General features: G+C 44.1%; 23 protein-coding genes and 1 other RNA gene. 14 read left to right on the top strand and 10 right to left on the bottom strand.

All coding sequences use genetic code 11. The features are described 5' to 3' along the window. Window positions 1–327 precede the first annotated feature (327 nt). The 3 genes from CAG60_RS00720 to smpB form a co-directional block, all read right to left on the bottom strand. The gene (locus tag CAG60_RS00720) at window positions 328–1,593 is read right to left on the bottom strand and encodes a site-specific integrase (protein WP_161438038.1); all 1,266 of its coding nucleotides are present in this window, start codon (window positions 1,591–1,593) and stop codon (window positions 328–330) included. Between the two features lie 97 nt (window positions 1,594–1,690). Next, window positions 1,691–2,058: a transfer-messenger RNA gene (ssrA, locus tag CAG60_RS00715) on the bottom strand. A 68-nt stretch (window positions 2,059–2,126) separates the two neighbouring features. After that, entirely contained in the window at window positions 2,127–2,612 is a 486-nt protein-coding gene (gene smpB, locus CAG60_RS00710; protein ID WP_004395790.1) for an SsrA-binding protein SmpB, read from the bottom strand. Window positions 2,613–2,893: 281 nt separating this feature from the next. Between smpB and CAG60_RS00705 the strand changes: the two genes are divergently transcribed. Both CAG60_RS00705 and CAG60_RS00700 read left to right on the top strand, forming a co-directional pair. Beyond that, window positions 2,894–3,328, top strand: coding sequence for an SRPBCC family protein (locus tag CAG60_RS00705; RefSeq protein WP_004395789.1), 435 nt, complete (start codon window positions 2,894–2,896; stop codon window positions 3,326–3,328). Further along, window positions 3,325–3,648 (top strand): RnfH family protein, encoded by a 324-nt coding sequence (locus CAG60_RS00700; RefSeq protein ID WP_040904612.1) that lies wholly within the window; start codon window positions 3,325–3,327, stop codon window positions 3,646–3,648. The genes CAG60_RS00705 and CAG60_RS00700 overlap by 4 nt, the downstream gene beginning before the upstream one ends. 139 nt (window positions 3,649–3,787) lie before the next feature. Here CAG60_RS00700 and bamE read toward each other — a convergent pair whose 3' ends face one another. The 3 genes from bamE to nadK form a co-directional block, all read right to left on the bottom strand. Beyond that, window positions 3,788–4,147 (bottom strand): outer membrane protein assembly factor BamE, encoded by a 360-nt coding sequence (gene bamE, locus CAG60_RS00695; protein WP_040904610.1) that lies wholly within the window; start codon window positions 4,145–4,147, stop codon window positions 3,788–3,790. Window positions 4,148–4,294: 147 nt separating this feature from the next. Then, entirely contained in the window at window positions 4,295–5,959 is a 1,665-nt protein-coding gene (gene recN / locus CAG60_RS00690) for a DNA repair protein RecN (protein WP_004395786.1), read from the bottom strand. 120 nt (window positions 5,960–6,079) lie between these two features. Further along, complete coding sequence (nadK, locus tag CAG60_RS00685) at window positions 6,080–6,964, bottom strand: NAD(+) kinase (RefSeq protein ID WP_004395785.1); 885 nt, start codon at window positions 6,962–6,964, stop codon at window positions 6,080–6,082. A gap of 144 nt (window positions 6,965–7,108) precedes the next feature. Here nadK and grpE point away from each other — a divergent pair, with 144 nt between their 5' ends. From grpE to CAG60_RS00660, 5 genes are all read left to right on the top strand, one after another. Then, window positions 7,109–7,708: a nucleotide exchange factor GrpE gene (grpE, locus tag CAG60_RS00680; RefSeq protein ID WP_004395784.1), complete on the top strand. Its 600-nt coding sequence runs from the start codon at window positions 7,109–7,111 to the stop codon at window positions 7,706–7,708. Between the two features lie 304 nt (window positions 7,709–8,012). Then, window positions 8,013–9,917: a molecular chaperone DnaK gene (gene dnaK / locus CAG60_RS00675; RefSeq protein WP_004395783.1), complete on the top strand. Its 1,905-nt coding sequence runs from the start codon at window positions 8,013–8,015 to the stop codon at window positions 9,915–9,917. 208 nt (window positions 9,918–10,125) lie between these two features. Continuing rightward, window positions 10,126–11,274, top strand: coding sequence for a molecular chaperone DnaJ (gene dnaJ / locus CAG60_RS00670; RefSeq protein ID WP_004395781.1), 1,149 nt, complete (start codon window positions 10,126–10,128; stop codon window positions 11,272–11,274). A 269-nt stretch (window positions 11,275–11,543) separates the two neighbouring features. Further along, window positions 11,544–12,830: a DEAD/DEAH box helicase gene (locus CAG60_RS00665; RefSeq protein ID WP_158138020.1), complete on the top strand. Its 1,287-nt coding sequence runs from the start codon at window positions 11,544–11,546 to the stop codon at window positions 12,828–12,830. Between the two features lie 141 nt (window positions 12,831–12,971). After that, window positions 12,972–13,592: a LysE family translocator gene (locus CAG60_RS00660; RefSeq protein WP_158138022.1), complete on the top strand. Its 621-nt coding sequence runs from the start codon at window positions 12,972–12,974 to the stop codon at window positions 13,590–13,592. Between the two features lie 37 nt (window positions 13,593–13,629). Here the strand turns inward: CAG60_RS00660 and CAG60_RS00655 are convergent, their stop codons facing one another. After that, window positions 13,630–14,079: a type IV pilin protein gene (locus tag CAG60_RS00655; protein ID WP_040904606.1), complete on the bottom strand. Its 450-nt coding sequence runs from the start codon at window positions 14,077–14,079 to the stop codon at window positions 13,630–13,632. Between the two features lie 97 nt (window positions 14,080–14,176). Between CAG60_RS00655 and CAG60_RS00650 the strand changes: the two genes are divergently transcribed. The 5 genes from CAG60_RS00650 (at window position 14,177) to CAG60_RS00630 (ending at window position 19,071) form a co-directional block, all read left to right on the top strand. Beyond that, window positions 14,177–14,686, top strand: a complete 510-nt coding sequence (locus CAG60_RS00650; RefSeq protein ID WP_040904604.1) for a GspH/FimT family pseudopilin — start codon at window positions 14,177–14,179, stop codon at window positions 14,684–14,686. Then, window positions 14,667–15,272: a hypothetical protein gene (locus CAG60_RS00645; RefSeq protein WP_040904601.1), complete on the top strand. Its 606-nt coding sequence runs from the start codon at window positions 14,667–14,669 to the stop codon at window positions 15,270–15,272. Before CAG60_RS00650 ends, CAG60_RS00645 begins: the two co-directional genes overlap by 20 nt. After that, on the top strand, window positions 15,269–16,528 hold the full coding sequence (locus CAG60_RS00640; protein ID WP_161438037.1) for a hypothetical protein: 1,260 nt from the start codon (window positions 15,269–15,271) through the stop codon (window positions 16,526–16,528). Before CAG60_RS00645 ends, CAG60_RS00640 begins: the two co-directional genes overlap by 4 nt. Then, a complete protein-coding gene (locus tag CAG60_RS00635; protein WP_158138030.1) occupies window positions 16,518–16,928 on the top strand; it encodes a type IV pilus modification PilV family protein in 411 nt (136 codons plus the stop codon). The genes CAG60_RS00640 and CAG60_RS00635 overlap by 11 nt, the downstream gene beginning before the upstream one ends. 583 nt (window positions 16,929–17,511) lie before the next feature. Beyond that, on the top strand, window positions 17,512–19,071 hold the full coding sequence (locus CAG60_RS00630) for an AbgT family transporter (protein WP_004395776.1): 1,560 nt from the start codon (window positions 17,512–17,514) through the stop codon (window positions 19,069–19,071). Window positions 19,072–19,217: 146 nt separating this feature from the next. On the opposite strand, the gene fghA is transcribed toward CAG60_RS00630, so the two are convergent. Both fghA and CAG60_RS00620 read right to left on the bottom strand, forming a co-directional pair. Further along, on the bottom strand, window positions 19,218–20,063 hold the full coding sequence (gene fghA, locus CAG60_RS00625; protein WP_154168832.1) for an S-formylglutathione hydrolase: 846 nt from the start codon (window positions 20,061–20,063) through the stop codon (window positions 19,218–19,220). 59 nt (window positions 20,064–20,122) lie between these two features. Continuing rightward, on the bottom strand, window positions 20,123–21,268 hold the full coding sequence (locus tag CAG60_RS00620; protein WP_161425927.1) for an S-(hydroxymethyl)glutathione dehydrogenase/class III alcohol dehydrogenase: 1,146 nt from the start codon (window positions 21,266–21,268) through the stop codon (window positions 20,123–20,125). Between the two features lie 182 nt (window positions 21,269–21,450). Here CAG60_RS00620 and CAG60_RS00615 point away from each other — a divergent pair, with 182 nt between their 5' ends. Then, window positions 21,451–22,323 carry a LysR family transcriptional regulator gene (locus CAG60_RS00615; RefSeq protein WP_161438036.1) on the top strand — a complete coding sequence of 291 codons (873 nt, stop codon included), beginning with the start codon at window positions 21,451–21,453 and terminating at the stop codon, window positions 22,321–22,323. 159 nt (window positions 22,324–22,482) lie between these two features. Further along, entirely contained in the window at window positions 22,483–22,995 is a 513-nt protein-coding gene (gene tadA / locus CAG60_RS00610; RefSeq protein WP_161438035.1) for a tRNA adenosine(34) deaminase TadA, read from the top strand. 94 nt (window positions 22,996–23,089) lie between these two features. Here the strand turns inward: tadA and CAG60_RS16740 are convergent, their stop codons facing one another. Next, window positions 23,090–23,221 carry a hypothetical protein gene (locus CAG60_RS16740; protein ID WP_004395771.1) on the bottom strand — a complete coding sequence of 44 codons (132 nt, stop codon included), beginning with the start codon at window positions 23,219–23,221 and terminating at the stop codon, window positions 23,090–23,092. Window positions 23,222–23,348 lie beyond the last annotated feature (127 nt).

Raw genomic sequence — 23,348 nt, 5'->3', positions numbered from 1 at the left:
TGTTTAATGCGCTCGCTGGATAATGTCGACAGGGGGTAATTTACCAACGTTTTCTTTGAATGCAATAGTGTTAAATTTTTCTAAAATTTGAACCCATAGTACTTTTTAATATGATTAAGTTTTCTAAAATTTGAACTAATAAGCCACAAGTCAATATTTACGTACATGTTGTAAGTGCAAATTTTAGAAAAATAAAATGTGCTTTAATAAAGTTGATTTCTTTTTATTCTGGTCTTACCAGTTAATTAAGTTTTCATGTGCTTGCTTTATGAGCGTTTTCTAGTGTCCCGACCTCGACTAATGCTTGTTTTTGATATTTTCCATGAACTAGTTTTTGAGTGACTTTAATACTGGGAAGGCATCAATCGTGTTGATCACCTCCTTGAGCTGTGCTGTATCTAATCCCTTTCCATATCGGTCATAAGTAATGTTATTTTGGGCATGGCCAAGCAACTCACCTGCAACGATGTGAGAGATTTGTTGTCTCTTCAATTGAGTAGCAACGGTGTGCCTAAACGAGTGAAAATCATGCCCTCTATCGAACCCTAACCTAGTTTTGAAGCGACCAAACCACTTTGATGCAGCAGTACCGAAGCCATCACGAGATTTCTTTAGCTCAGGGAAGATTCGTTCATGTTGTACAGATTGCACAAATTCAATAAAGCCAAGGCTTAGTAACTGATCGTGGATTGGAACGATACGACGGCTTGTTAAGTTCTTTAGCCTCTGCCCATCAAATCTATCATCAATTTGAATGACCCATATGCCGTCAACTTGATAAATGTCGGCTCTATAAAGCTGGCAAAGTTCGTTAAGCCGTGCCCCCGTGAAGTAAGCAAGCAGTGGTAACCAGAAATAGTAGGGGTGCTTATGTGCTTGCTTAGCGCGTACGATGGCACCAAAAATTTTCTCTAGCTCAATTGGGGTGTAAGCGTTTTTAGCTTCACTATCTCGACGAGTTTTTTTGAACCTGATGGCTTTGAATGGATTGATATCTGTGAGTTCATTTAATTGGCACCATTCAAAGAACCCAGACATTTTCTGGCAGTAGTCCTTGACTGACTCATCGCTTAAAGTCGGCAGTCCTAACTCGTTGTTTCGCTTGATCGCATCATGCCCTGATAGCCCATTAAATTGTTTGTGTTTTTTTAGGTTCGTTGGGTAGTTGCGTAGGAGTGATGACACCGCTTCAGCATCAGAACGTCGAATTGCTCTCAAATGAGGCTTGCCAATAAGATCAAGAACAATCCTACATTTGGCTTCTAACATCGCTGCCGCTTTCGATGAGATGTGCTCGGCTTTGTACTTATAAAAGCGTTCTAGCGCGTCATAGCACGAGGCTTCTTTTGTTGAGGGGGTCTTTACTTGTGAAATGGTAGAGGTGGAAGGGTGTTTCTCAAGTGATGTTGCTGCCAAGATAGTCTTGCGAATCTGAATTTCAAGCTCAAGAGCCATAACAGTTGCTTCGGCTTTATCTGAGGTTTTAAGGGAACGTTTTATTTCTCGGCGATCACCAAATAGGTGACGATGATGAGGGGGGACTTGGTAGCGAAATTGCCAAGTTCCTGACTTTGAGATGTGTAGGTAGCGCATGTTTTAGTACCAAACGTTAGTACAAACAGCCTAAACCCAAGTATTAAAGATACAAAAATGGCGACAAATCAATGACTTGTCGCCCTTTCCAAACGTTTGGTGGAGCTGGCGGGATTTGAACCCGCGTCCGAAAATCATTCATCATTGGTACTACATGCTTAGTCGATCTTTAATTTCACCGTCAAACTGCGAACCGACACGCTATCTAATGGCTATCCTGAATTTATTTTAATGCTTTGTCTCTCAGGCGGGAGACGCGGCACGAGCTTGTTTGGTTTTGACTCTCTGTTATTCCCCGTCTTACGAGCGGAAGCTAGGGCAGAAAGGCTCTCAGCAGGGTATTAAGCTGCTAGTGCGTAGTTTTCGTCGTTTGCGACTATTTTTTTGCGGTTTGTTAACGAGGCCTACCGCACCTCGGCATGCACCTCAGACTTCAAAATTCCCGTCGAATCCAGAATCAGCCCCAGAGGTAGTTGGTGCATAGTACCAGAATCAAAGATTCTGTCTAGCATCAAATGGTTAAGTGGTTACAATTAGCGCAATGAACTCTTCATCACACGTGCTTTTTCTCTTGCCCAGTCTTTTTCTTTGAGATCATCACGTTTATCGTGCAGTTTTTTACCTTTTGAAACGCCGACTTTGATTTTGACCCAAGAGCGTGACCAGTATAACGACAGTGCCGTTAACGTCATCCCTTCGCGATTAATGCGGCCAAACAGGTTATCGAGTTCACGGCGGGAAAGCAGTAATTTTCGAACGCGAGTTGGGTTGGCAACCACGTGAGTTGAGGCTTGTTGTAATGGAGTAATCGTCATACCCGAGATAAAGGCTTCGCCGTCTCGCAAGAAAACATAGCTTTCAGCAATATTCGCTTTACCTTGACGGAGGGATTTTACTTCCCAGCCTTGAAGCTCTAAACCTGCTTCCACTTCATCTTCGATAAAGTATTCATGGCGAGCTTTTTTATTGAGCGCGATAGTGCTACTACCCGCTTTCTTCGTTGATTTTTTCTTTACCATAGTGGATGCATTTTACGGATTGGTTAAAAGTTAAGGAATGTTTTTTCTTGCTGTAGCATAAGGATATCCCTAAGTAACTTCAAGCAGTTCAAGGTGCAATCTGTCAGTAAAGCGAGTCGTGAGCGGTATTTTGCGCTTTATTGACCCCATTGATTGGCTGTGGCTCATGTTTAGACGGTGCTAAATGTTAACTTTGGTCAGAAAGCGCACTGAGCTTGAGGTGAGCTAGGGATAAACGTACAATTCGGACTATCGTAATCGCTGAGATAAAAGAGGAAATAATGAAGCAAGTCTGTCGCTCGGCTTTAGTATCGTTTAGTGCTGAGCAGATGTTTCATTTAGTCAATGATGTGGCGAGCTATCCCGAATTTTTGCCGGGCTGTTCTGGCTCACGCATTTTAGAGTCTTCAGCAGATAAAATGATCGCCTCGGTCGATGTATCTAAAGCGGGGATCAGCAAAACGTTCACTACAGCCAATGAGCTGCGTCCTGCTGAGTCGATCATCATGCATTTGGTTGATGGCCCTTTTCAAACTTTGCGGGGAGGTTGGTATTTTACCCCATTGGATGAGCATGCCTGTAAGGTTGAGTTGAAGTTAGAGTTTGAATTTTCCAGCAAAATGATTGAACTCGCCTTTGGAAAAATTTTTACAGAGTTGACCAGTAATATGGTTAATGCGTTTACCCAACGAGCGAAGCAGGTGTACGCCTTATGAGTATTGAGTCAGATAGGATTCATGTGGAAGTGGTTTATGCATTGCCTCATGAACAGCGGGTGATGACGTTAGTTGTCAATCGCCATATGACGGTAGAAGAAATCATTCAAACATCGGGCATTTTAAGTCTTTACCCAGAGATCGATCTTAGTAAAAACAAAGTTGGCGTCTTTAGCCGTAATGTAAAACTGGATGCGACGGTACGAGATCATGACCGAATTGAAATTTACCGTCCTTTGTTAGCCGATCCTAAAGACATTCGCCGTAAGCGTGCTGAGCAAGCCAAATTAGCCAGTTCAAGCGCGACTAAGAAAGCCTAGTCGTGGTTTGAGGTTGGGTTTGTGATCGCTCGGTGAGTGATTGTTCGCCTTAACGACTAAAAAGCCCATCCAGATTATGAACAACTGGATGGGCTTTTTGTATAGTAATCAGTCTGTTTCAGATCATCAGTGAGTTGCTTTAATTGAGGGTTTCAAAAAAGGTGTCGCTAGGCTGAAAATCACCAGACAGTTCAATCAGTTGACCTGCATCATTAAAGTTTACGATTAGGTTTTTTTGCACTGATGGATTGTGACCGGGAGTATGATGGTAGATGTAGTACCAAGTATTAGGAAAGCCATTTTCGATCAGCATCGGTGAACCTAAAACAAAACGGACTTGTTCTTTGGTCATGCCAAATTTGAGTTGTTCAACAGCTTGTTGCTCAACGTAATTTCCTTGGTTTATATCAATACGATACACCAAACGTTCTAAAACAGAGCAGCCGGATAACATCGTCACGGCAAGAGGGATGGCAACAAGCCATTTGGTTAACTGCATAGGTAATATTCTACTACTGGTAAGTGTCAAAACTAGGGTGATAATAAACAAGCCCAGAGCAGAAGTAAAAACTTCACGCCACTCTGAGCTTGTTCAGACTACAAATTTTGAATTAGGTTGCAAACCTTAGCAGAAAAAATGTTTTTATTAAGCTGCAATCAGTAATTCTTTGGCATTCGCTAAAGTCGATGGTGTGATTTGACTTCCACCGAGTAAGCGAGCGAGTTCAGCGATTCTTTGTTCTTCACTGAGTTTGACCATTTGCGTTTCGGTCTTGCCGCCTTTGGTCTGTTTGGCAACAAACAGTTGATGATGGCCACAACCCGCGACCTGAGGTAGGTGAGTAACACAAAGTACTTGGGTCGATTCGCCTAACTTACGTAGCATTTTTCCAACCACCGCAGCCGTTGGTCCAGAAATACCGACATCGACTTCATCAAATATTAAGCTCGGAGTATCAATTTTCTGAGCGGTAATGACTTGAATTGCTAAAGAGATACGTGACAGTTCACCACCAGAAGCCACTTTGGCAATCGGTTGTAATGGCTGCCCTGGATTGGTTGAGACTAAAAACGTCACATGATCAAACCCAAGCGGAGAGGGTTGTCCCTGATGCTGAACCACATCAATTTTAAATTGCGCTTTTTCCATACTCAGTTCATGCATACTAAGACTGATCAGCTTATCTAACTCTTTGGCATAACGACTGCGTGATTTATGGAGCTTTTCTGCGCAGCTTGCAAACGTTTGGTAGTGGACAGCGACGTCATTTTCCAGTTCTTGGATTTTTTCTTCCGAGCAATCAAGTAAGGCAATTTGCTGTAAAAGTGCTTGATGATGCTGATATAACTCTTCTGGGAGCACATGGTGCTTACGGGCGAGTGAGAGTACCCGAGAGTAGCGCTCCTCAACGTAAGACATGCGTTCTGGGTCAACATCAATGTGATCCAAATAGGCGCGTAATTCGTTGTTGGTTTCTTCAAGTTGGATCATGGCTTCGTTAAGCATGGTAGGCAGCGTGTTCAACTGAGCGTCCATTTCGGCCAGTTCAATCAAGGTATGGCTGACGGTCTGCAGTAAGTTTAACGCATTCACTTCTTCACTTTCATACAGTAAGTTAATCGCTTTTTGGCAGTTAATAGCCAGATCGCCACTGTTGGATAATCGTTTATGCTCTTGTTCTAATTCGATGAATTCTTCTTCACCTAGCGCCAGTTCATTGAGTTCTTTGATTTGATATTCAAGAAGCTGTAATTGAGCTTGGTTCTGTTGGCTGTTTTCACGTAACTGTTTTAAATGGTGATTAACTTGACGCCACTGTTGATAGGCCAGTCGAGTTTGCTTGAGCAGATCAAGATGTCCGGCATATTGATCGAGCATAGCCAGTTGCAATTCGGGTTTCATCAGTTGCTGATGGGCGTGTTGACCGTGAATATTGATCAGCAGTTGGCCTAGCGATTTTAGTTGCGAAAGAGGGACTGGACTGCCGTTAATAAAGGCCCTTGAACGCCCATCTTTACTGATGATTCTACGCAAAATGCACTCTTTACCATCCAGTAAATCATTGTCTTCTAACCATCGTGTGGCGTGCAAATTGTTATCAAGAATAAAAGCGGCGCTGACTTCCGTCTTTTCTTCATCTTGACGCACCATGCTGGCTTCGGCTCGCCCTCCTAGGCATAAACTGAGAGCATCAATGGCAATGGATTTACCCGCACCCGTTTCACCGGTGATGGTGGTCATACCTTTAGACAGTTCAAGTTGCAGTGATTTTACAATCGCAAAATTATTTACACTAAGATGAGCCAGCATTTGTGCACCTGTATAATTAAACAATACTGTATATAGCAACAGTATATACTGTTTCTTTATACAGTAAAGTTGTCCAGGAGGAAAAATTTAACTCAGATCACGGCTGGTCAGTGGTAAACATTAAAACAACTTACTTGACCAGCCTAATTTATTACGTAATACACGATAATAGCTGTAATCTTTGGGGTGAATCAGCCTGAGTACATTTGGGCTTTGGTAAATATGGACTTCATCACCGGGTGAAACAGGCAACGAAACCTGCCCGTCGCAGCTGACTTCTTGAATCCCTCGGTTATCTGGTGATACGACTAACTTAATGCGTCGATTGCCATCAACCACCAAAGGGCGACAGGATAAGGTATGTGGAAACATGGGGACTAAAGTAATTGCATTTAAACTGGGCGATAAAATCGGTCCGCCCCCTGATAATGAATAAGCGGTTGACCCAGTGGGCGTTGAGACAATTAAGCCATCAGAACGCTGTGAAAAGGCGAAGTTATCATCGATATACACCTCAAACTCGATCATATGTGCGATTTTTCCAGGGTGCAGGACTGCTTCATTGAGCGCTGCATTATGGCTTTTTACTTGGCCATGACGATGAATTTCTGCTTCGAGTAGAAAACGGGTTTCTTCAATATAATCGCCGGCTAATACGGCTGTTAATTGTTCTTCAAAGTCATCCGGATTGAGATCGGTTAAAAAACCAAGATTGCCACGGTTGACTCCAATCACCGAAATATCAAAACGTGATAGCACGCGCGCGGCACCAAGCATGTTGCCATCTCCTCCGACAACGATGGCTAAATCAGCCACCTTGCCAAGTTCGACTAAGCTGGCAAAATGCTCGCTAGGGATATCGGTTAAAATTTCACGCAAACGATCATCAATCAGTACTGACTTTCCCATCGAGGTGAGCCAAGAGTACAGTTCGTTATGTGTCTGAATTGCTTGTTTATTTCTTGGTTTGCCTATGATCGCGATCACTGTAAATGGATTTTTCATACGTTTTCCAACTGAATTGGGCTTGAATCAGAATTCTTCATCCCCATAATAAGGGCAAGTGACGCTTTTATGCGAATGTTTGTGTCAAGAAACCAAGATAATGTGGTTCTTTTGCACAATCTTGATAGGAATTCTGGAGAGATCATGAGCCAAGAAGAGAAAAAAATCCAAGAAGAAGAACTGCAACAAGCAGTAGAAACCGAAGCTGACGTTGTGGGAACCGATGCCGATATTGATTGGAACCACGAGGTTGACTCAGAAGAAGGCCAAGAAACGAAAATTGCTCAATTAGAAGCGGCGTTACTAGCCAGTGAAGCTCGCGCTAAGGAAAATCATGAAGCGATGCTGCGTGCCTTGGCTGATGTCGAGAACATGCGCCGTCGCTCCGAGCAAGAAGTCGATAAAGCGCGCAAGTATGCTCTTGGCCGTTTTGTCGAAGAGTTACTGCCGGTGCTGGATAATATTGAGCGCGCGATTGACGCGGCAGATTGTGAAAACGAAGTGATTAAACCTTTCCTTGAAGGTGTTGAGCTAACGCATAAGAGTTTTGTCGATGCGGTGACGAAATTTGGCGTGTCGGTCATTAATCCTGAAGGTGAAACCTTTAATCCTGAGTTCCATCAAGCGATGTCGATTCAAGAGAGCGCTGATCACGCATCGAATACCGTGATGTTTGTGATGCAGAAAGGTTATGAACTCAACGGTCGCGTTGTTCGTCCGGCGATGGTGATGGTTGCTAAATAACGTCGTTGATTAACAACGGGTTATTGTTGTTGAAGCGAAGTCAGTTAGGCTTCGCTTCTTGTTTTTAGAGTGTGGGGTTATACCCAGTTGTCGACGCCATGGCAGATAACTCGGTATATCGTCATTAAAAATTAGATTTTTTTACTATTCCCCCTTGAAATGCATGGGCTCGCCCTTATCTATGGGGCATAAGAGAAGCAAACATTCACGTTTTTGTTTGTGATCGGGGTTGAATCCCGATTCTCCACCCCCACATAAGGGGTATAGCAAAAAACGAACATAGAATTATTTTGGAGATAGCCTGATGGGTAGAATCATTGGTATTGACTTAGGTACGACAAACTCATGTGTTGCTGTATTAGACGGTAACAAACCTCGTGTGATTGAAAACGCAGAGGGCGAGCGTACAACCCCTTCTGTTATTGCTTACACAGATGGTGAAACCTTGGTTGGTCAGCCAGCCAAACGTCAAGCGGTAACCAACCCTGAAAATACGCTATTTGCAATCAAGCGTCTGATCGGTCGCCGTTTTGAAGATGAAGAAGTTCAGCGTGATATTGAAATCATGCCTTATAAAATTGTCCGTGCTGACAATGGCGATGCGTGGGTTGAAGCTCGTGGCCAAAAAATGGCGGCACCACAAGTCTCTGCTGAAGTTCTGAAAAAAATGAAGAAAACGGCGGAAGACTTTCTTGGTGAGAAGGTCACTGGCGCAGTCATTACTGTACCTGCTTATTTTAACGATGCACAACGTCAAGCGACTAAAGACGCTGGCCGTATTGCGGGTCTAGAAGTTAAACGTATCATTAACGAACCAACGGCAGCGGCTCTAGCGTATGGTCTAGATAAGCAAGGTGGCGATCGCGTTATCGCGGTTTATGACCTCGGTGGTGGTACTTTCGATATTTCTATCATCGAAATTGACGAAGTTGAAGGCGAGAAAACCTTTGAAGTATTAGCAACCAACGGTGATACCCACCTTGGTGGTGAAGACTTCGATAACCGTATGATCAACTACTTGGTGGATGAGTTCAAGAAAGAGCAAGGCATCAACCTGAAAAGCGATCCACTCGCGATGCAGCGTTTGAAAGAAGCGGCAGAAAAAGCGAAGATCGAACTGTCTTCTGCTCAGCAAACTGACGTTAATCTGCCTTACATTACGGCTGATGCGACAGGTCCTAAACACATGAACATTAAAGTGACTCGTGCGAAACTTGAGTCATTAGTGGAAGACTTAGTTCAACGCTCTCTTGAGCCATTAAAAGTTGCACTAGCGGATGCGGATTTGTCAGTAAAAGACATTACCGATGTTATCTTAGTCGGTGGTCAAACACGTATGCCAATGGTTCAGAAGAAAGTGGCTGAATTCTTTGGTAAAGAAGCTCGTAAAGACGTTAACCCAGATGAAGCGGTAGCTGTTGGTGCTGCAGTTCAAGGTGGTGTTCTTGCTGGTGAAGTGAAAGACGTTCTACTGCTTGACGTAACCCCTCTGTCTCTTGGTATTGAGACTATGGGTGGCGTAATGACTAAGTTGATTGAGAAAAACACGACCATTCCAACTAAAGCGAATCAAGTATTCTCAACAGCAGAAGATAACCAAAGTGCAGTAACGATTCATGTTCTACAAGGTGAGCGTAAGCAAGCGATGTATAACAAGTCGCTAGGTCAATTCAACCTAGAAGGCATTAATGCTGCGCCACGTGGTATGCCACAAATTGAAGTGACTTTCGATTTGGATGCTGACGGTATCTTGCATGTCTCTGCTAAAGATAAGCAAACCGGTAAAGAGCAAAACATCACTATCCAAGCGTCTGGTGGTTTGAGCGAAGCTGAAATCGAGAAAATGGTTCAAGAAGCGGAAGCAAACAAAGAAGCGGATAAGAAGTTTGAAGAGTTGGCAACCACTCGTAACCAAGCTGACCAAATGATCCACGCAACGCGTAAGCAAGTGGAAGAAGCGGGCGATGCGCTACCTGCTGACGAAAAAGAGAAAATTGAAGCGGCAATTAATGAGCTAGAAACAGCGAAGAAAGGCGAAGATAAAGCCGAGATCGATGCGAAAGTTCAAGCGCTGATGGCTGCTGCTCAAAAACTGATGGAAATTGCTCAGCAACAGGCTCAAGCACAAAATGCGGGCGCTGAACAGCAATCTACACAAGACGATGTTGTGGATGCTGAGTTTGAAGAAGTGAAAGACGACAAGAAATAAGCGTTCTTGACTCGGCAGTATTTCTGCCGAGAGTCTGAAACGGTCTGATTGCGGGCGTTTGGGGGAACTCTAACGCCCGTAAATTTGTGGTTATATCCGTGTCTATAAAGATAAGGGAACCATCAATGATACCCTTAGCACCTTTATCTATATTGATACAAACACCGAGCGGTGAACCCGTTGGTAGTAATAATTGGTGATTTAAAACATGTCAAAACGTGATTTTTACGAAGTATTAGGCGTTAGCCGTGATGCCTCAGAGCGCGATATTAAAAAGGCCTATAAGCGCCTAGCAATGAAATTCCACCCCGATCGCAATCCGGGTGATGCCAGTGCTGCGGATAAGTTTAAAGAAGTAAAAGAAGCGTACGAAATTCTAACTGATCCGCAAAAGAAAGCGGCCTATGATCAATATGGCCATCGAGCCTTTGAACAAGGCGCTGGTGGCTTTGGCGGTGGTGGCTTTAGTGGTGGCGGTGCTGAATTTGGAGATATCTTCGGCGATGTCTTCGGTGATATTTTTGGCGGTGGTCGCCGTGGCGGTGGTGCTCCTCGTCCACAGCGTGGCGCAGATCTGCGTTACAATATGGAGTTGACCTTAGAAGAAGCGGTTCGTGGCTGCAGTAAAGAGATTGAGATCCCAACCCTGGTTCATTGTGACTCGTGTGATGGATCCGGTGCCAAGAAAGGAACCTCAGCTCAAACCTGTGGAACGTGTCATGGTCACGGACAAGTGCAGATGCGTCAAGGCTTCTTTGCTGTTCAGCAGACCTGTCCTACCTGTCATGGTAAAGGCAAAATCATTAAAGATCCTTGTAATGTGTGTCATGGTCAAGGTCGCAAGCAGAAGACCAAAACCCTTAACGTCAAAATTCCTGCGGGAGTGGACACTGGGGATCGCATCCGTTTAGCTAACGAAGGTGAAGCGGGAGATATGGGCGCACCAGCCGGGGATTTATACGTACAAGTTCATGTTAAAGAACATCACATTTTTGAGCGTGATGGTAATAACTTGTACTGTGAAGTCCCGGTGAGTTTTGCTATGGCTGCTTTAGGTGGTGAAGTTGAAGTGCCGACACTCGATGGGCGAGTGAATCTCAAAGTACCAGAAGAAACTCAAACCGGACGTATGTTCCGCATGCGTGGTAAAGGTGTAAAGAGTGTTCGTGGTGGTGCCATCGGTGATTTAATTGTCAAATTGGTGGTGGAAACGCCGGTTAAACTCAGTGCTCGTCAAAAAGAGTTACTCCGTGAGCTTGAAGACTCTTGTGGTGGAGATGCGGCAAATAAGCATAAACCGAAATCAGAGGGCTTTTTCAACGGTGTTAAAAAGTTTTTTGACGATTTGACCAGTTAACTAGCGCTATTTTATGTAATAAGGCTGGAAAGATGGATTTCCAGCCTTAACTCCCTTTCTTAGCTATGTCACACGGCCCTCTATCGTTATCGGGATTCGTTCACTTCGGTTTTCCAACCTATTACTTTAGACATTGAGACCATGCTTGTTGGTAACAAGAAGAGAATTTATCCGTAGTTACGATAAATGTGAGATAAATCACCCTAAATCCGCTATAGTGCTCGGCTAATATTAAGAATCATCGGCTGTCTGTTTAAGGAACCCGTTAAATGTCATTTTTATCTCAAGGTTTTGCCCCTGAATTGGTTAAAGCGCTAACAGAATGTGGTTATGAAAAATTAACCCCGATTCAGCAACAAGCGATCCCCGAGGCTCGCAAAGGGCATGATATTTTTGCAACGGCACAAACCGGAACAGGCAAAACAGCCGCGTTTTCATTACCGGTTATCCAACGCTTATTAGATAGTGGTAAAAAACCTTCTCCGCATACCGCGCGAGCGTTGATCTTAGCGCCAACTCGTGAATTAGCCGCTCAAATTGCCCAAAATATTAAAGACTACGTTAAATATACTTCGCTGAGTGTTACCGCCGTTTACGGTGGCAATAAAATGTCTTCGCAAGTGCGTCAGCTCGAGAGTGGGGTTGATATTTTAGTGGCAACACCAGGCCGTTTAGAAGAGCATTTAAGTGAAGGTAATGTCTCGCTGGCCAATTTAGAGTTTTTAGTTTTTGATGAAGCGGATCGTATTTTAGACATGGGATTTATTAATCCGGTACGTAAGATCATGCTGGAAGTTGAAACGTCACCACAAATCATGATGTTCTCAGCGACGACGTCTGCTCAGCTCAACCAATTAGCGGGTGATATTTTACGCAAGCCTAAACGGATTAATGCCGATCGTGTTAATACGACAGCAAGTACGGTTGCGCATGTGGTTTACCCTGTTGATCAAGAACGTAAAACCGAATTACTTTCTGAGTTAATAGGTCGTAAAAACTGGCAGCAAGTTTTGGTGTTTGTGAATTACAAAGAAACCGCCAATCAAGTGGTTAAAGAGCTCAAATTAGATGGCATTAAAGCCGTGATCTGTCATGGTGATAAAGGACAAAGTGCCCGTCGCCGTGCATTGGATGAATTTAAAGAGGGCAAAGCCCGTGTGATGGTCGCTACGGATGTTGCTGCGCGTGGGCTCGATATTGTCGATCTGCCTCATGTCATTAACTATGATATGCCTTTTTTAGCAGAGGATTACGTGCATCGCATCGGTCGTACTGGCCGAGCGGGTAAGCAAGGTCATGCAGTATCGTTTGTCAGTCGTGAAGAAGAGTTAACGTTAATTCAGGTTGAGAATCTTATCCAGCAACGCATTCGCCGTGTCGAACAGCCTGGGTATGAGCCGAAAAAACGCGATGCTTACCTTGAAAAATTGCACACGAAAGCGGCTTTTAAAGATCGTCAAGGCCGTCGTAACAACCCTAATGAAGACAAGCCAGATCAAGCTTCTGCTGAACGTCGTTTATCAATGATGAACCGTTTAAAAAACCGCAACAAGTAATCGTACCATGATTGATAAAAAAGCTACTTTAGGTAGCTTTTTTGTTACTTGAAATACGCAAGACAACTGCGGTAGATTAAGGGTTCAATACCACGCTGTGGTTTCTCTTTTCTAACTCTCTCTTTTTCATTTGGATCGATCATGACGAGTGCGCTGCTTTTGGCCTTTGTGCCGACGTTCTTTTTTGTCTCTATCACCCCTGGTATGTGTATGACATTAGCACTGAGCTTGGGGATGAGCATTGGTTATCGACGTACTTTATGGATGATGTTCGGTGAACTGATTGGTGTTGCTGTGGTGGCGATGGCGGCAGTATTGGGGATGGCATCCGTTATGCTCAATTATCCTTGGTTATTTGCGGTATTTAAAACATTGGGTGCGGCATATCTTGGTTATATCGGGGTTCAAATGTGGCGCTCAAAAGGTAAATTAGCGTTGAATCAAAATGTTGAAACCCCTATTGTTCGTAAAGATTGGGATTTGATTGTCCAAGGCTTTGTCACTGCGATTGCTAACCCCAAAGGGTGGGCATTTATGATTGCGCTATTGCCGCCTTTTATTAATAGCCAAGCTCCGATTGCACCGCAATTGTTCTGGTTGATTTCAATCATCATGATTTCGGAGTTTGTCTGTATGACGATTTACGCAACGGGCGGTAAAGGCTTGAAACATGCGTTAGGTCATACCAATAACGTTCGCTTGATGAACCGGATTTCGGCAACGCTAATGCTCGCAGTCGCAGTCTGGCTTTTGTTGGGGTAATCTTTGCTATAGCTGATCTACGCTTGGCTCATCTCATTTACCAGCATGCCCGAGGCAGCGCTTCACCATTACTTTTCAGTTCTAATTGATCATATTGTTCTCCGCGACAGGTGTCAGTATTTTGTCCTCTTTGTAGCAGTGGCTTAGCGATGATGGTGTATTGCCTGTTATCATTAATAGATTTAATGGTAAGTTCAAATCGTTCATTATCGTAGTCACAAAATGAACATACGCTATTGTTGTCAAATATTTCGTCTATAGGATAACCCTCACTATGGCGATAATTCTCTTCTAAATAGAGTTGTATTTTGGCCATATCAGCCATTACTTGGCGACGATGCCCCTCTTTCACATAGTGGCTGTAAGTTGGGTAAGCAATACTTGCCAGCACACCGACGATCACCACGGCAATCATTAATTCGATCAGTGTCATGCCGCCCATCTTTTTGTGCAATTCATTGCATTTATTTATTCGAATCATGTCCATTCGTTCTGTTAACCAATCCTTGCCTAGTGTTGATTACTGTTAATATCGAGGCAAGTTGATTTACGACTATCTCTATGTTTGCAAAGGATTTTGGGAAATGGTTCGCGGCTTTACTCTTTTAGAACTGTTAATTACGGTCAGTATTGTGACGCTGATGCTTGCCTTTGCTGCGCCGAGTTATCGTCAGGTAAATCAGCAAATTAAAATGACGGCACTGGCCAATGATTTACATGGCTTTTTTATGCAAGCCAAATCTGAGGCGGTGTTTCGTAATCAAGGGCTTTGGGTTCATATTGAAGGAATGCCATCAAGTACGGGAGAGTGGCAATTGCGGCTTTCTTCAGACGCTTTATTGCCAAGCAATGAAGAATCGAACATTTCAGTTTTTAGTGGCGCCCGATACCGTAATTTATCGGTAAACCATACCAGCTCCATTAACTCGGTGAGATTTGATCATGTCATGGGTAATCCGACTCAAAATGGCAGTATCACCATCAAAGCACACGTTGAAGATAGCCAAGGGATTCGGGTCATTTTGCACAATCGTGCCGGACGAATAAAAGTGTGCACCATAGAAGGAGACCAATATGGCTTTTCCAGTTGCTAAACACCAGCAAATTGGAGCGAGCTTGATTGAGTTTATGATTGCCAGTTTAGTTGGTGTGATGGCTTTAGCGATTATAGGTAGTGTCTTTATCTCTAATCAGCGCGTAGCGTTGCAGCGTAGTCAGGAAATTATGCTTCAGCAACAAATGAGCATGGTGATGCACCAATTGAAACGCGATGTACTGCGTGCTGGATATAATTATTTAGACAGTTATTCACTGCAGTTTATCGATAAGCCCGATCTCATATCGGTGACAGATCACTCGATAGGTTATGTCTATTATATCCACAATCATTCAGCAGAAAAATTTAGCCATACTCTATATCGCTTAGATTCGAGTAGTTTGAAGTATTGTCAGGCTAATTATCTGATCCCCCAGTCTACGGCGAGTATGACTCGTTGTTTTAACTTATTTGATCCTAAGCAGGTGCGAGTGACCCAATTTTCAGTCAAGCGTTTCCCTATTAACGGTCAGGCGGTACAAAGTGCAGTCATTTCGATTGATGTTAGTGCCTCTTTAGTTGCTAACCCTGCGGTGGCCCATTCGATGCAATTGCACATTACGCAAAGGAATTGGCAATCATGAAGCGTCATCAACAAGGCATCGCGACATTACTGATCACGGCGGTCTTGCTCTCAATTACCTTAGTGATAACCCTTGGCTCGTATAAAAATTTGTTTTATCAAATTAAGCGAGCACAAAATGAAGTGAGTGCTCGGCAAAGTTATTGGTTAGCCGAAGGCGGCGTTGAATGTTTGTATGCTTATATCGCACAAGACCCGACTAGAATTACTGGTTTATTAAAACAAGTTCCCGGTGAAGTTAATCATTGTAAACAGCAACTTCAGCTCGATGAATTGCAACTCATACCATTAGAAAATAGCGTGTATCGTATCTATGCACGTCAAGGATACGCACAGGTGAATAAGCAGATTTATTCATACACGACAGGCACTGGCGCAATTCAAACCAATGCTAATCTGCGCCTAGTGGGGGATTTTGATATTCGACCAGAAGCGGTAGGAGAGGCTGATGAAAACGGCTTTTATGACTGTGTCGCGGTGCGTTATAAGTATCAAGTTGTATTTCATTCTGAAGCGAGTTCCCAACAATCAACGGAAACTGAATCAGAAAAGAATAAACCTAAATCAGAAAATGGCTTAAGAGTATTAGATGCTCTCGCTGAGAATAACTCGGAGTTGAAGTGTAAAGCAGAGAGCAAAACCTCAATACCCCGTGGTCAAGGTAAAGATTTTAATACTCAAGACTCATCAGAATTTAAAGCCGATTTTGTGCAAGATACTAAATTTAAGCCGTTTGAGTCGTACTTCGGCCTTGCCTATAGCACAGAAAATTATCACAAAGTAAAAAGTCAGCATCATGTTATTACACTCAATGGCGCAGAATCTAAAGACTGTATTACGAAATTACATGAAGCATTTGCGACTTATAAAGACGTTTGGGTAGTAGGAGACTGCTTTATTCACGGCTCTTTTTCAGCACCCGATGCTCGCTCTTTAGTGGTAGAAAACGGTTTATTTGCTACCAATGGATCCCATGTATATGGTGGCGCATTTTTCCATATGATCAAGAATCCAGAGGTTTTATCAAATGATTGGCAACAAGTACCGTTTTACGACGCTATAAAGCATTTGGTAACGGGGAACGTTGTGTACATTGATAGCGGTGCTTTTCGACCGGATGGGGGGATGGTATTTGATGCCGATGGTATGGATGTAGTGATTCATGGGGCGCTTAATTTGCAGTTCCAATCGAATAAGGAGTCACATCAGCGTTCGCAAACCATTTCATTACAACAGGGGAGCTGGCATGGTTATTAAACAAAGAGGCTTTAGCCTGATTGAAGTGATGATTGCTTTTGTGCTCATCGGCGTTGGTGCGTTAAGTTTGGTTAAGTTGCAAACCTTTGTTGAGCAGCGTGCAGATTTTGCGCAGCACAGCATTACTGCACTCAACCTTGCTGAGCAAAAATTAGAATGGTTTCGCACCCGCGGTGCTTCAGCCGCGACGGCGAGTTTAGTTGCGAGTTATCCTCATGACTTTGTTGATGGTGAGGATAGTCGTCATCCTCTCTACCTGTTGCAATGGAGCGTACCTTCAACCCAGTTGTCCGGTGCATTAAAAACCATCGTTGTTCAAGCCACTTGGAAAGACCGATATGGAAAAGATCAATCCGTCCAACTCAAAACGATGATTTCCCAACACAGCGAGTTTGATTAGAGGTTTTATTGCTTCGGGTTTATACAGATCCAATCAATATATTTTTGCTTTATCTCCCCTTCTTACTTGAAGCTGCAGCGGTGTTGGCTACTACGTTTTTTCACCCCAATTGCATAGTTTGCCTATCCTCATGGGGATTCACTCACTTGCCGCCTACCTACAACTCCAAGTCGTTTGGGTATCGACGTTACGATTTATCGCTAGCTTTATAGGTTGATTACTCAATTGTAAAAAGTTTTGTAGATGTTTTGTTGATGCAATGTTGCTTTGATATAGCAAGATTGGGCAAAGTGTCTCTGGATGTTTCAGTTGGTTTGGAATTTTGTGCTTCGCCTTGGCTTGTTTTATAGAATCTCATCATGGGCTATGACTCACAATAATTGAGCGCAGATATCGATAGGATGACGTCAATAAGATCAATCTATCAAAATGCACACTGTGACTCTAATTAATAAGCTATCTCCCTAAACACTTTGGTGTGCCCAGTTAGTGACGAACGAAGATCCATGAATAGGATTGGAAAGAGTTTTACCTCGTCATTAGTCAGGAAGGGGATAGGCACAACATGAACTAGGAACTACGGATGAGTAATCAAGCGGTAAACTCAGCACCTACGCAACCATTGAGTCGTATGGATCGTTTTTTAAATTTAATTGAGCGGGTGGGCAATAAAATCCCAGATCCTGCGATACTTTTTTTCTGGGCTCTCATTATCGTTTGGGTCGCTTCAGCTTTACTATCGCAGGCAAGCTTCGATTTAATCAATCCTCGTACTGGCGAAGCGCTGCAAGTGAATAATTTATTAACGGGCACCGAGCTAGCTAACTTTTTGGCCAATATGGTCACCACTTTCACCAGTTTTGCTCCATTAGGCATTGTACTTGTAGCGATGCTTGGTGTCGGTGTTGCTGATTCATCCGGTTTTATCACCACTGGCTTGAAAAAAATGCTCAATTTTACTCCGGCGCAGTTATTAACGCCGATGTTAATTCTGGTGGCAATCGTCTCTCATACTGCGGCGGATGCTGGCTATGTGCTGGTTATTCCATTAGGCGGCATTATTTTTCATGCGGCGGGGCGTCATCCACTGGCTGGTATTGCGGCGGCCTTTGCTGGGGTATCAGGTGGTTTTGCCGCGAACTTCGTGCCTTCAGGAATTGATCCGCTACTCGCGGGCTTTACCCAAACCGCGGCTCAAGTGCTGGATCCAACTTATCAAGTGAACCCGCTTTCAAATATATTTTTTACCGGATTATCGTCGATGCTGATTGTCGGTATTGGTTGGTATGTCACGGAAAAAATCATCGAACCTCGCCTCAATAGTATGCCGATTGACGAAGATGCAGAAACTGCCCCTGATTTAGGTTCATTTTCTGCTATTGAGTCTAAAGCGTTTCGTTATGCTGGTGGCGCAATGCTGCTTGGTATTGGTTTACTGGTTGCCGCACTATGGCCAGAAACATCGGCGCTACGTTCCCCTGAAGGAGAATTGACCGCTTTTTCTGCGCCCGTGATGCGCTCTATTGTCCCTTTGATTTTCATCTTATTTATTATTCCCGGCATTGTTTACGGACGAGTTTCAGGAACGTTTAAAACCAATAATGATGTGATTAAAGCCATGTCCGCCACTATGTCGACTATGGGTGCGTACATCGTGATGGCGTTTTTCTGTGCGCAATTTTTGGCGGCCTTTAGCCAATCAAACATCGGTACTATGCTGGCGCTGTATGGCGCGGAAGGGCTAAAAGCGATGAACTTACCCGGACAAGCGACCATTGTCGGGATGATTTTATTGACTGCGATGGTTAACTTGTTGATAGGCTCCGCGTCTGCAAAATGGGCATTAATTGGTCCAATTTTAGTGCCGATGTTGATGGCGGTTGGCATTTCCCCTGAACTGTCGCAAGCGGCGTATCGGGTGGGGGATTCGGTGTCGAATATCATTTCACCTTTGATGGTCTTCTTCCCATTGGTGGTGGTGTATTGCCAGCGCTATGTGAAGGGGGCGGGTATTGGTACTCTGGCGTCATTAATGATGCCGTACTCCATTGCCATGCTGATTGGCTGGACGGTTTTCCTTTTAGCCTATTGGGCACTGGGTATTCCCCTAGGTATTCAAGCGCCTTATACCTACTCTTTATAAGTCAATTGATAGCTGAAGGTTTGCTGTTTCGGCCATGAATAAGAGTAAATGATAATTAAAGCCTGCTGATATAGCAGGCTTTTTTACTATTGTTTAAGCAGGGATGGGAGATGAGTATCAGCCATGGATACCCGTTCAGTCGTTAACTAGCCTTTAAGATACTGTTCGTGAAACTCAAGATGATCGTTGATAAAACTCTGAATAAAGTAGTAGCTATGATCGTAACCAGCATGCAGGCGAAGGGTAAAATTTAACTCATTATTAATGGCTACGGCTTGTAAGGTTTCTGGTTTTAATTGTTCTTTTAAAAAGGGATCTGCTTCCCCTTGATCAACTAAGATAGGCAATGAAGTGCTTTGACGCTTAAGTAACGCAACGGCATCATAGTCTTGCCACGTTAGTTGATCCTCGCCAAGGTAGTGTCGAAACGCTTTTTGTCCCCAAGGACAATCACTGGGATGACAAATCGGACTCAATGCCGAAATAGAGCAATAGCGCTGCGGATTTTTAATGCCGATGGTTAAAGCGCCATGCCCTCCCATGCTATGTCCGGCGATAGATCGACGTTGATTCACCGGAAAGTGCTGCTCGATCAGTGCTGGTAGCTCATCAACAATATAGCTGTACATTTGATAATGCTGCTTCCACGGTTCTTGAGTGGCATTAACGTAAAACCCAGCCCCCAGTCCTAAATCGTAAGCACCTTGTGGATCATCCGCGACAGACTCACCTCGCGGACTAGTATCTGCCGCAACAATCGCAATACCAAGTTCAGCCGCTTTACGAAAAGCGGCAGCTTTTTGCATAAAGTTTTCATCACTGCAGGTTAGCCCTGAAAGCCAGTACAACACCGGAACCGGAGTTTGAGGTGAAGCTTGTGGCGGCAGGTAAATCGCAAAACGCATCTCACAATTTAGTACCGATGAGGTATGTTGATACTGTTTATGCCAACCAGAAAATACTTTGGATTGACTGAGAGGGGTAAGGCTCATGAATACGGCTCCTAATTAGCGATGACTTAATGTCGCCAACGGAATGGCGACGACTAAGATTAAGCGGACGGTTGAGAGTGAAAATGCACCACGGAACGAATGCTTTCTCCGGAATGCATTAATTCAAAAGCTTCGTTGATCTTATCTAATGGCATGGTATGGGTAATAAATTCTTGTAAGCCAAATTCTCCGGCTAAGTATTGTTCGACGATAGCCGGTAATTGTGAGCGTCCTTTGACGCCGCCAAACGCACTGCCTCGCCATACTCGACCGGTTACTAACTGAAACGGACGTGTTGCGATCTCTTGCCCTGCACCCGCCACGCCAATGATCACTGATTCTCCCCAACCTTTATGGCAGCACTCTAAAGCTTGACGCATGACATTGACATTACCAATACACTCAAATGAGAAATCAACCCCGCCATCGGTCATTTCGACGATCACTTCCTGAATCGGTTTGGAAAACTGTTGCGGATTAATGCAGTCGGTCGCACCCAATTGCTGTGCTAAGGCAAACTTTTTCTCATTAATATCAATACCAATGATTCGACTGGCTCCTGCCATTCGAGCGCCAATAATCGCGGATAATCCGATCCCGCCAAGGCCAAAAATAGCGACGGTATCTCCTTGTTGAACTTTAGCCGTATTCAATACTGCGCCCATACCGGTTGTTACACCGCAGCCGAGTAGACACACTTCTTCCAATGGTGCTTGTTTATTGACTTTGGCAAGCGAGATTTCAGGCAGTACGGTGTATTCAGAAAAGGTAGAGCAGCCCATATAGTGGTAAATCGGTTGCCCATCTTTATAAAAGCGAGTCGTCCCATCGGGCATTAATCCTTTACCTTGTGTTGCGCGTACCGCTTGGCATAAGTTGGTTTTCCCTGAAGTACAGAATTTGCATTCGCCACATTCGGCAGTGTAGAGCGGGATCACGTGATCACCGACTTCTACGCTAGTCACACCTTCACCGACCATTTCGACAATTCCGCCTCCTTCATGGCCAAGAATAGTCGGAAAAACCCCTTCTGGGTCTTCACCGGAAAGGGTAAAAGCATCGGTATGACAAACACCAGTGGCAACAATTCGTACCAATACTTCGCCTTTACGAGGCAGCATCACATCGACTTCTTCGATGCTCAGTGGTTGATTCGGGCCCCAAGCAATGGCGGCGCGTGATTTGATAAATTTATCTTGTGACATAATCTATTCCTTGCGATAGAGAAAAAGCTCAATAGTGAGATAGGGATTCAAGTGGTCACCACGAACTTAAGCCGTTAGGGGAGCCTTGCGGCTCACAACAAGGTCAGTATAGTGCTTTATTTTATTGCTATAATTAGCTAAAAATATGAATGACTTTTACAAATAAGTAATAATGGGGTGATATGGCAAGTTGGGAAGGCGTGAATGAGTTTGTGGCCGTCGCTGAGATGGGGAGTTTTACTCAGGCGGCTGAGCGCTTACACACCTCAGTGGCGAATATCAGTCGACGAGTATTACAGCTTGAGGAGAGATTAGGCATAAAACTTTTGCTCAGGACGACACGTAAAGTCTCGTTAACGGAAGCGGGAATGCTGTATTACCAACAATGTAAAGTGTTGGTTGATGGTTTACTTCAGGCTGAGCAAGCGATAACGCAGATTCAACATACCCCAAGTGGCAAAATTAAAGTGACGGCTCCGGTAACGTATGGGGAGCAAAAAATAGCACCACTATTGCATGATTTTTTACTGCTTTATCCGCAGCTTGAGTTAGAGTTGGTGTTAACCAATCAGAAATTAGATTTGATTGATCAAGGGATTGATTTAGCGATACGTTTAGGGCAATTGGAGGATTCCAGTTTTATCGCTCGTAAACTCAGTGATCGTCGTTTATATGTCTGTGCCAGTGAGGACTATTTAGCGCAATACGGTACCCCCTATGCGTTATCTGAATTAACGCGTCACTCTTGTTTGATTGGTACCCACGATCATTGGCGTTTTAAGGAACATCAACAATCCAGAAGCATCAAAGTGAGTGGTCGAATTCGCTGTAGTAGTGGCATGGTACTGCTGGATGCTGCCTTGAAAGGTATGGGACTGGCACAGTTACCCGATTATTATGTCACGGAACCTTTAGCTCAGGGCCGTTTAGTCGAGGTGTTAGCGACTTTTCGAGATGATCGTGAAGGAGTATGGGCGCTGTATCCACAAAATCGCCACTTATCAACCAAGGTTCGTCTGTTGGTTGACCATCTAACTCAGCATTTATCGCTTTAAGCTTACCGGATAAAGCGGTTAACGATATACTTTCTATCCCCCGCGACTTGAAGCGACAGCGGTGGTGGCCACGTTCTCACATCGTTTATCTATATGGATGGCGACTCACGTACCCTAACGCTAGGTTGTTGAGGTATATCATTTGTGTAAGAGGTTTTTATGAGCGACAGTCCTTCTTTGTTTTCCCAACAAGATGAAGTCTTTATGCGTCGTGCGATAGCGCTTGCTGCCAAGGCCGAAGCGGAAGGCGAGGTACCCGTCGGGGCGGTATTAGTCAAAGATGGTCAAGTGATCGCTGAAGGCTGGAATCGCTCGATTGGTGGGCATGATGCGACGGCTCATGCTGAGATCCAAGTGTTGCGTCAAGCTGGACAAGCGTTACAAAACTATCGTTTATTAGATACCACTTTATATGTCACCTTAGAACCATGTCCAATGTGTGCTGGCGCTTTGTTACACAGCCGAGTTGCACGGATTGTTTACGGCGCGCCAGATCTCAAAGCGGGAGCCGCAGGAACGGTGCTGAATTTGTTTGCGAGTCAAGCGGCTTACCATTACGCGGTTATTGAAAAGGGGTTATTAGAAGAGCAATGCCGTACTCAACTGCAAGCTTTTTTCAAACGTCGTCGGCAAGAAATTAAAGCTCAAAAAGAGCAAAAAAAACAAAGGTAAGATAAAAATAGTGATGGGATGTGTTTCTGAGAAGGAGGCTGGCAAACATCTACAGCCTGATTGAGTCTTTGTGTAGATGTTTGCTGATATCCGATCAGTCTATCAGTTGCACGAAGGCACGATGACGTGCGAGCACTTTCTTCTTTGTGTTCGCCAGCATGCGACGGCGACGATTGGCTGATACTGCTTTGTTCAGGAGTTTTGATTGACGTTTTCGTTTCAACATAAACACCCTCCTATTATTATAAAAAATAATTAAACTTATCGATCCCTTACCACTGGAAGTTGCAGCCATGCGGATGGACTTTTTCATGGAGGCTGTAACTAGAAGTAGTTAGGGGGGATTCACTCAC

Origin of the sequence: Vibrio sp. V33_P6A3T137 (assembly GCF_009904835.1) — a bacterium.
Lineage (GTDB): Bacteria > Pseudomonadota > Gammaproteobacteria > Enterobacterales > Vibrionaceae > Vibrio > Vibrio metschnikovii.
The sequence above is the reverse complement of the archived record's forward strand: the minus strand, read 5'-3'. Positions and strand labels throughout refer to the sequence as shown.

Bases quoted from the DNA above. Each gene is read 5' to 3' on its own strand.
- CAG60_RS00620 (WP_161425927.1), bottom strand. From the start codon at position 21,268: ATGTCACAAGATAAATTTATCAAATCACGCGCCGCCATTGCTTGGGGC.
- tadA (WP_161438035.1), top strand. From the start codon at position 22,483: ATGAGCGACAGTCCTTCTTTGTTTTCCCAACAAGATGAAGTCTTTATG.
- fghA (WP_154168832.1), bottom strand. From the start codon at position 20,063: ATGAGCCTTACCCCTCTCAGTCAATCCAAAGTATTTTCTGGTTGGCAT.
- dnaJ (WP_004395781.1), top strand. From the start codon at position 10,126: ATGTCAAAACGTGATTTTTACGAAGTATTAGGCGTTAGCCGTGATGCC.
- CAG60_RS16740 (WP_004395771.1), bottom strand. From the start codon at position 23,221: ATGTTGAAACGAAAACGTCAATCAAAACTCCTGAACAAAGCAGTATCA.
- CAG60_RS00640 (WP_161438037.1), top strand. From the start codon at position 15,269: ATGAAGCGTCATCAACAAGGCATCGCGACATTACTGATCACGGCGGTC.
- CAG60_RS00615 (WP_161438036.1), top strand. From the start codon at position 21,451: ATGGCAAGTTGGGAAGGCGTGAATGAGTTTGTGGCCGTCGCTGAGATG.
- CAG60_RS00720 (WP_161438038.1), bottom strand. From the start codon at position 1,593: ATGCGCTACCTACACATCTCAAAGTCAGGAACTTGGCAATTTCGCTAC.
- CAG60_RS00665 (WP_158138020.1), top strand. From the start codon at position 11,544: ATGTCATTTTTATCTCAAGGTTTTGCCCCTGAATTGGTTAAAGCGCTA.
- bamE (WP_040904610.1), bottom strand. From the start codon at position 4,147: ATGCAGTTAACCAAATGGCTTGTTGCCATCCCTCTTGCCGTGACGATG.
- nadK (WP_004395785.1), bottom strand. From the start codon at position 6,964: ATGAAAAATCCATTTACAGTGATCGCGATCATAGGCAAACCAAGAAAT.
- CAG60_RS00630 (WP_004395776.1), top strand. From the start codon at position 17,512: ATGAGTAATCAAGCGGTAAACTCAGCACCTACGCAACCATTGAGTCGT.
- smpB (WP_004395790.1), bottom strand. From the start codon at position 2,612: ATGGTAAAGAAAAAATCAACGAAGAAAGCGGGTAGTAGCACTATCGCG.
- CAG60_RS00635 (WP_158138030.1), top strand. From the start codon at position 16,518: ATGGTTATTAAACAAAGAGGCTTTAGCCTGATTGAAGTGATGATTGCT.
- grpE (WP_004395784.1), top strand. From the start codon at position 7,109: ATGAGCCAAGAAGAGAAAAAAATCCAAGAAGAAGAACTGCAACAAGCA.
- CAG60_RS00645 (WP_040904601.1), top strand. From the start codon at position 14,667: ATGGCTTTTCCAGTTGCTAAACACCAGCAAATTGGAGCGAGCTTGATT.
- recN (WP_004395786.1), bottom strand. From the start codon at position 5,959: ATGCTGGCTCATCTTAGTGTAAATAATTTTGCGATTGTAAAATCACTG.
- CAG60_RS00650 (WP_040904604.1), top strand. From the start codon at position 14,177: ATGGTTCGCGGCTTTACTCTTTTAGAACTGTTAATTACGGTCAGTATT.
- CAG60_RS00705 (WP_004395789.1), top strand. From the start codon at position 2,894: ATGAAGCAAGTCTGTCGCTCGGCTTTAGTATCGTTTAGTGCTGAGCAG.
- CAG60_RS00660 (WP_158138022.1), top strand. From the start codon at position 12,972: ATGACGAGTGCGCTGCTTTTGGCCTTTGTGCCGACGTTCTTTTTTGTC.
- dnaK (WP_004395783.1), top strand. From the start codon at position 8,013: ATGGGTAGAATCATTGGTATTGACTTAGGTACGACAAACTCATGTGTT.
- CAG60_RS00655 (WP_040904606.1), bottom strand. From the start codon at position 14,079: ATGGACATGATTCGAATAAATAAATGCAATGAATTGCACAAAAAGATG.
- CAG60_RS00700 (WP_040904612.1), top strand. From the start codon at position 3,325: ATGAGTATTGAGTCAGATAGGATTCATGTGGAAGTGGTTTATGCATTG.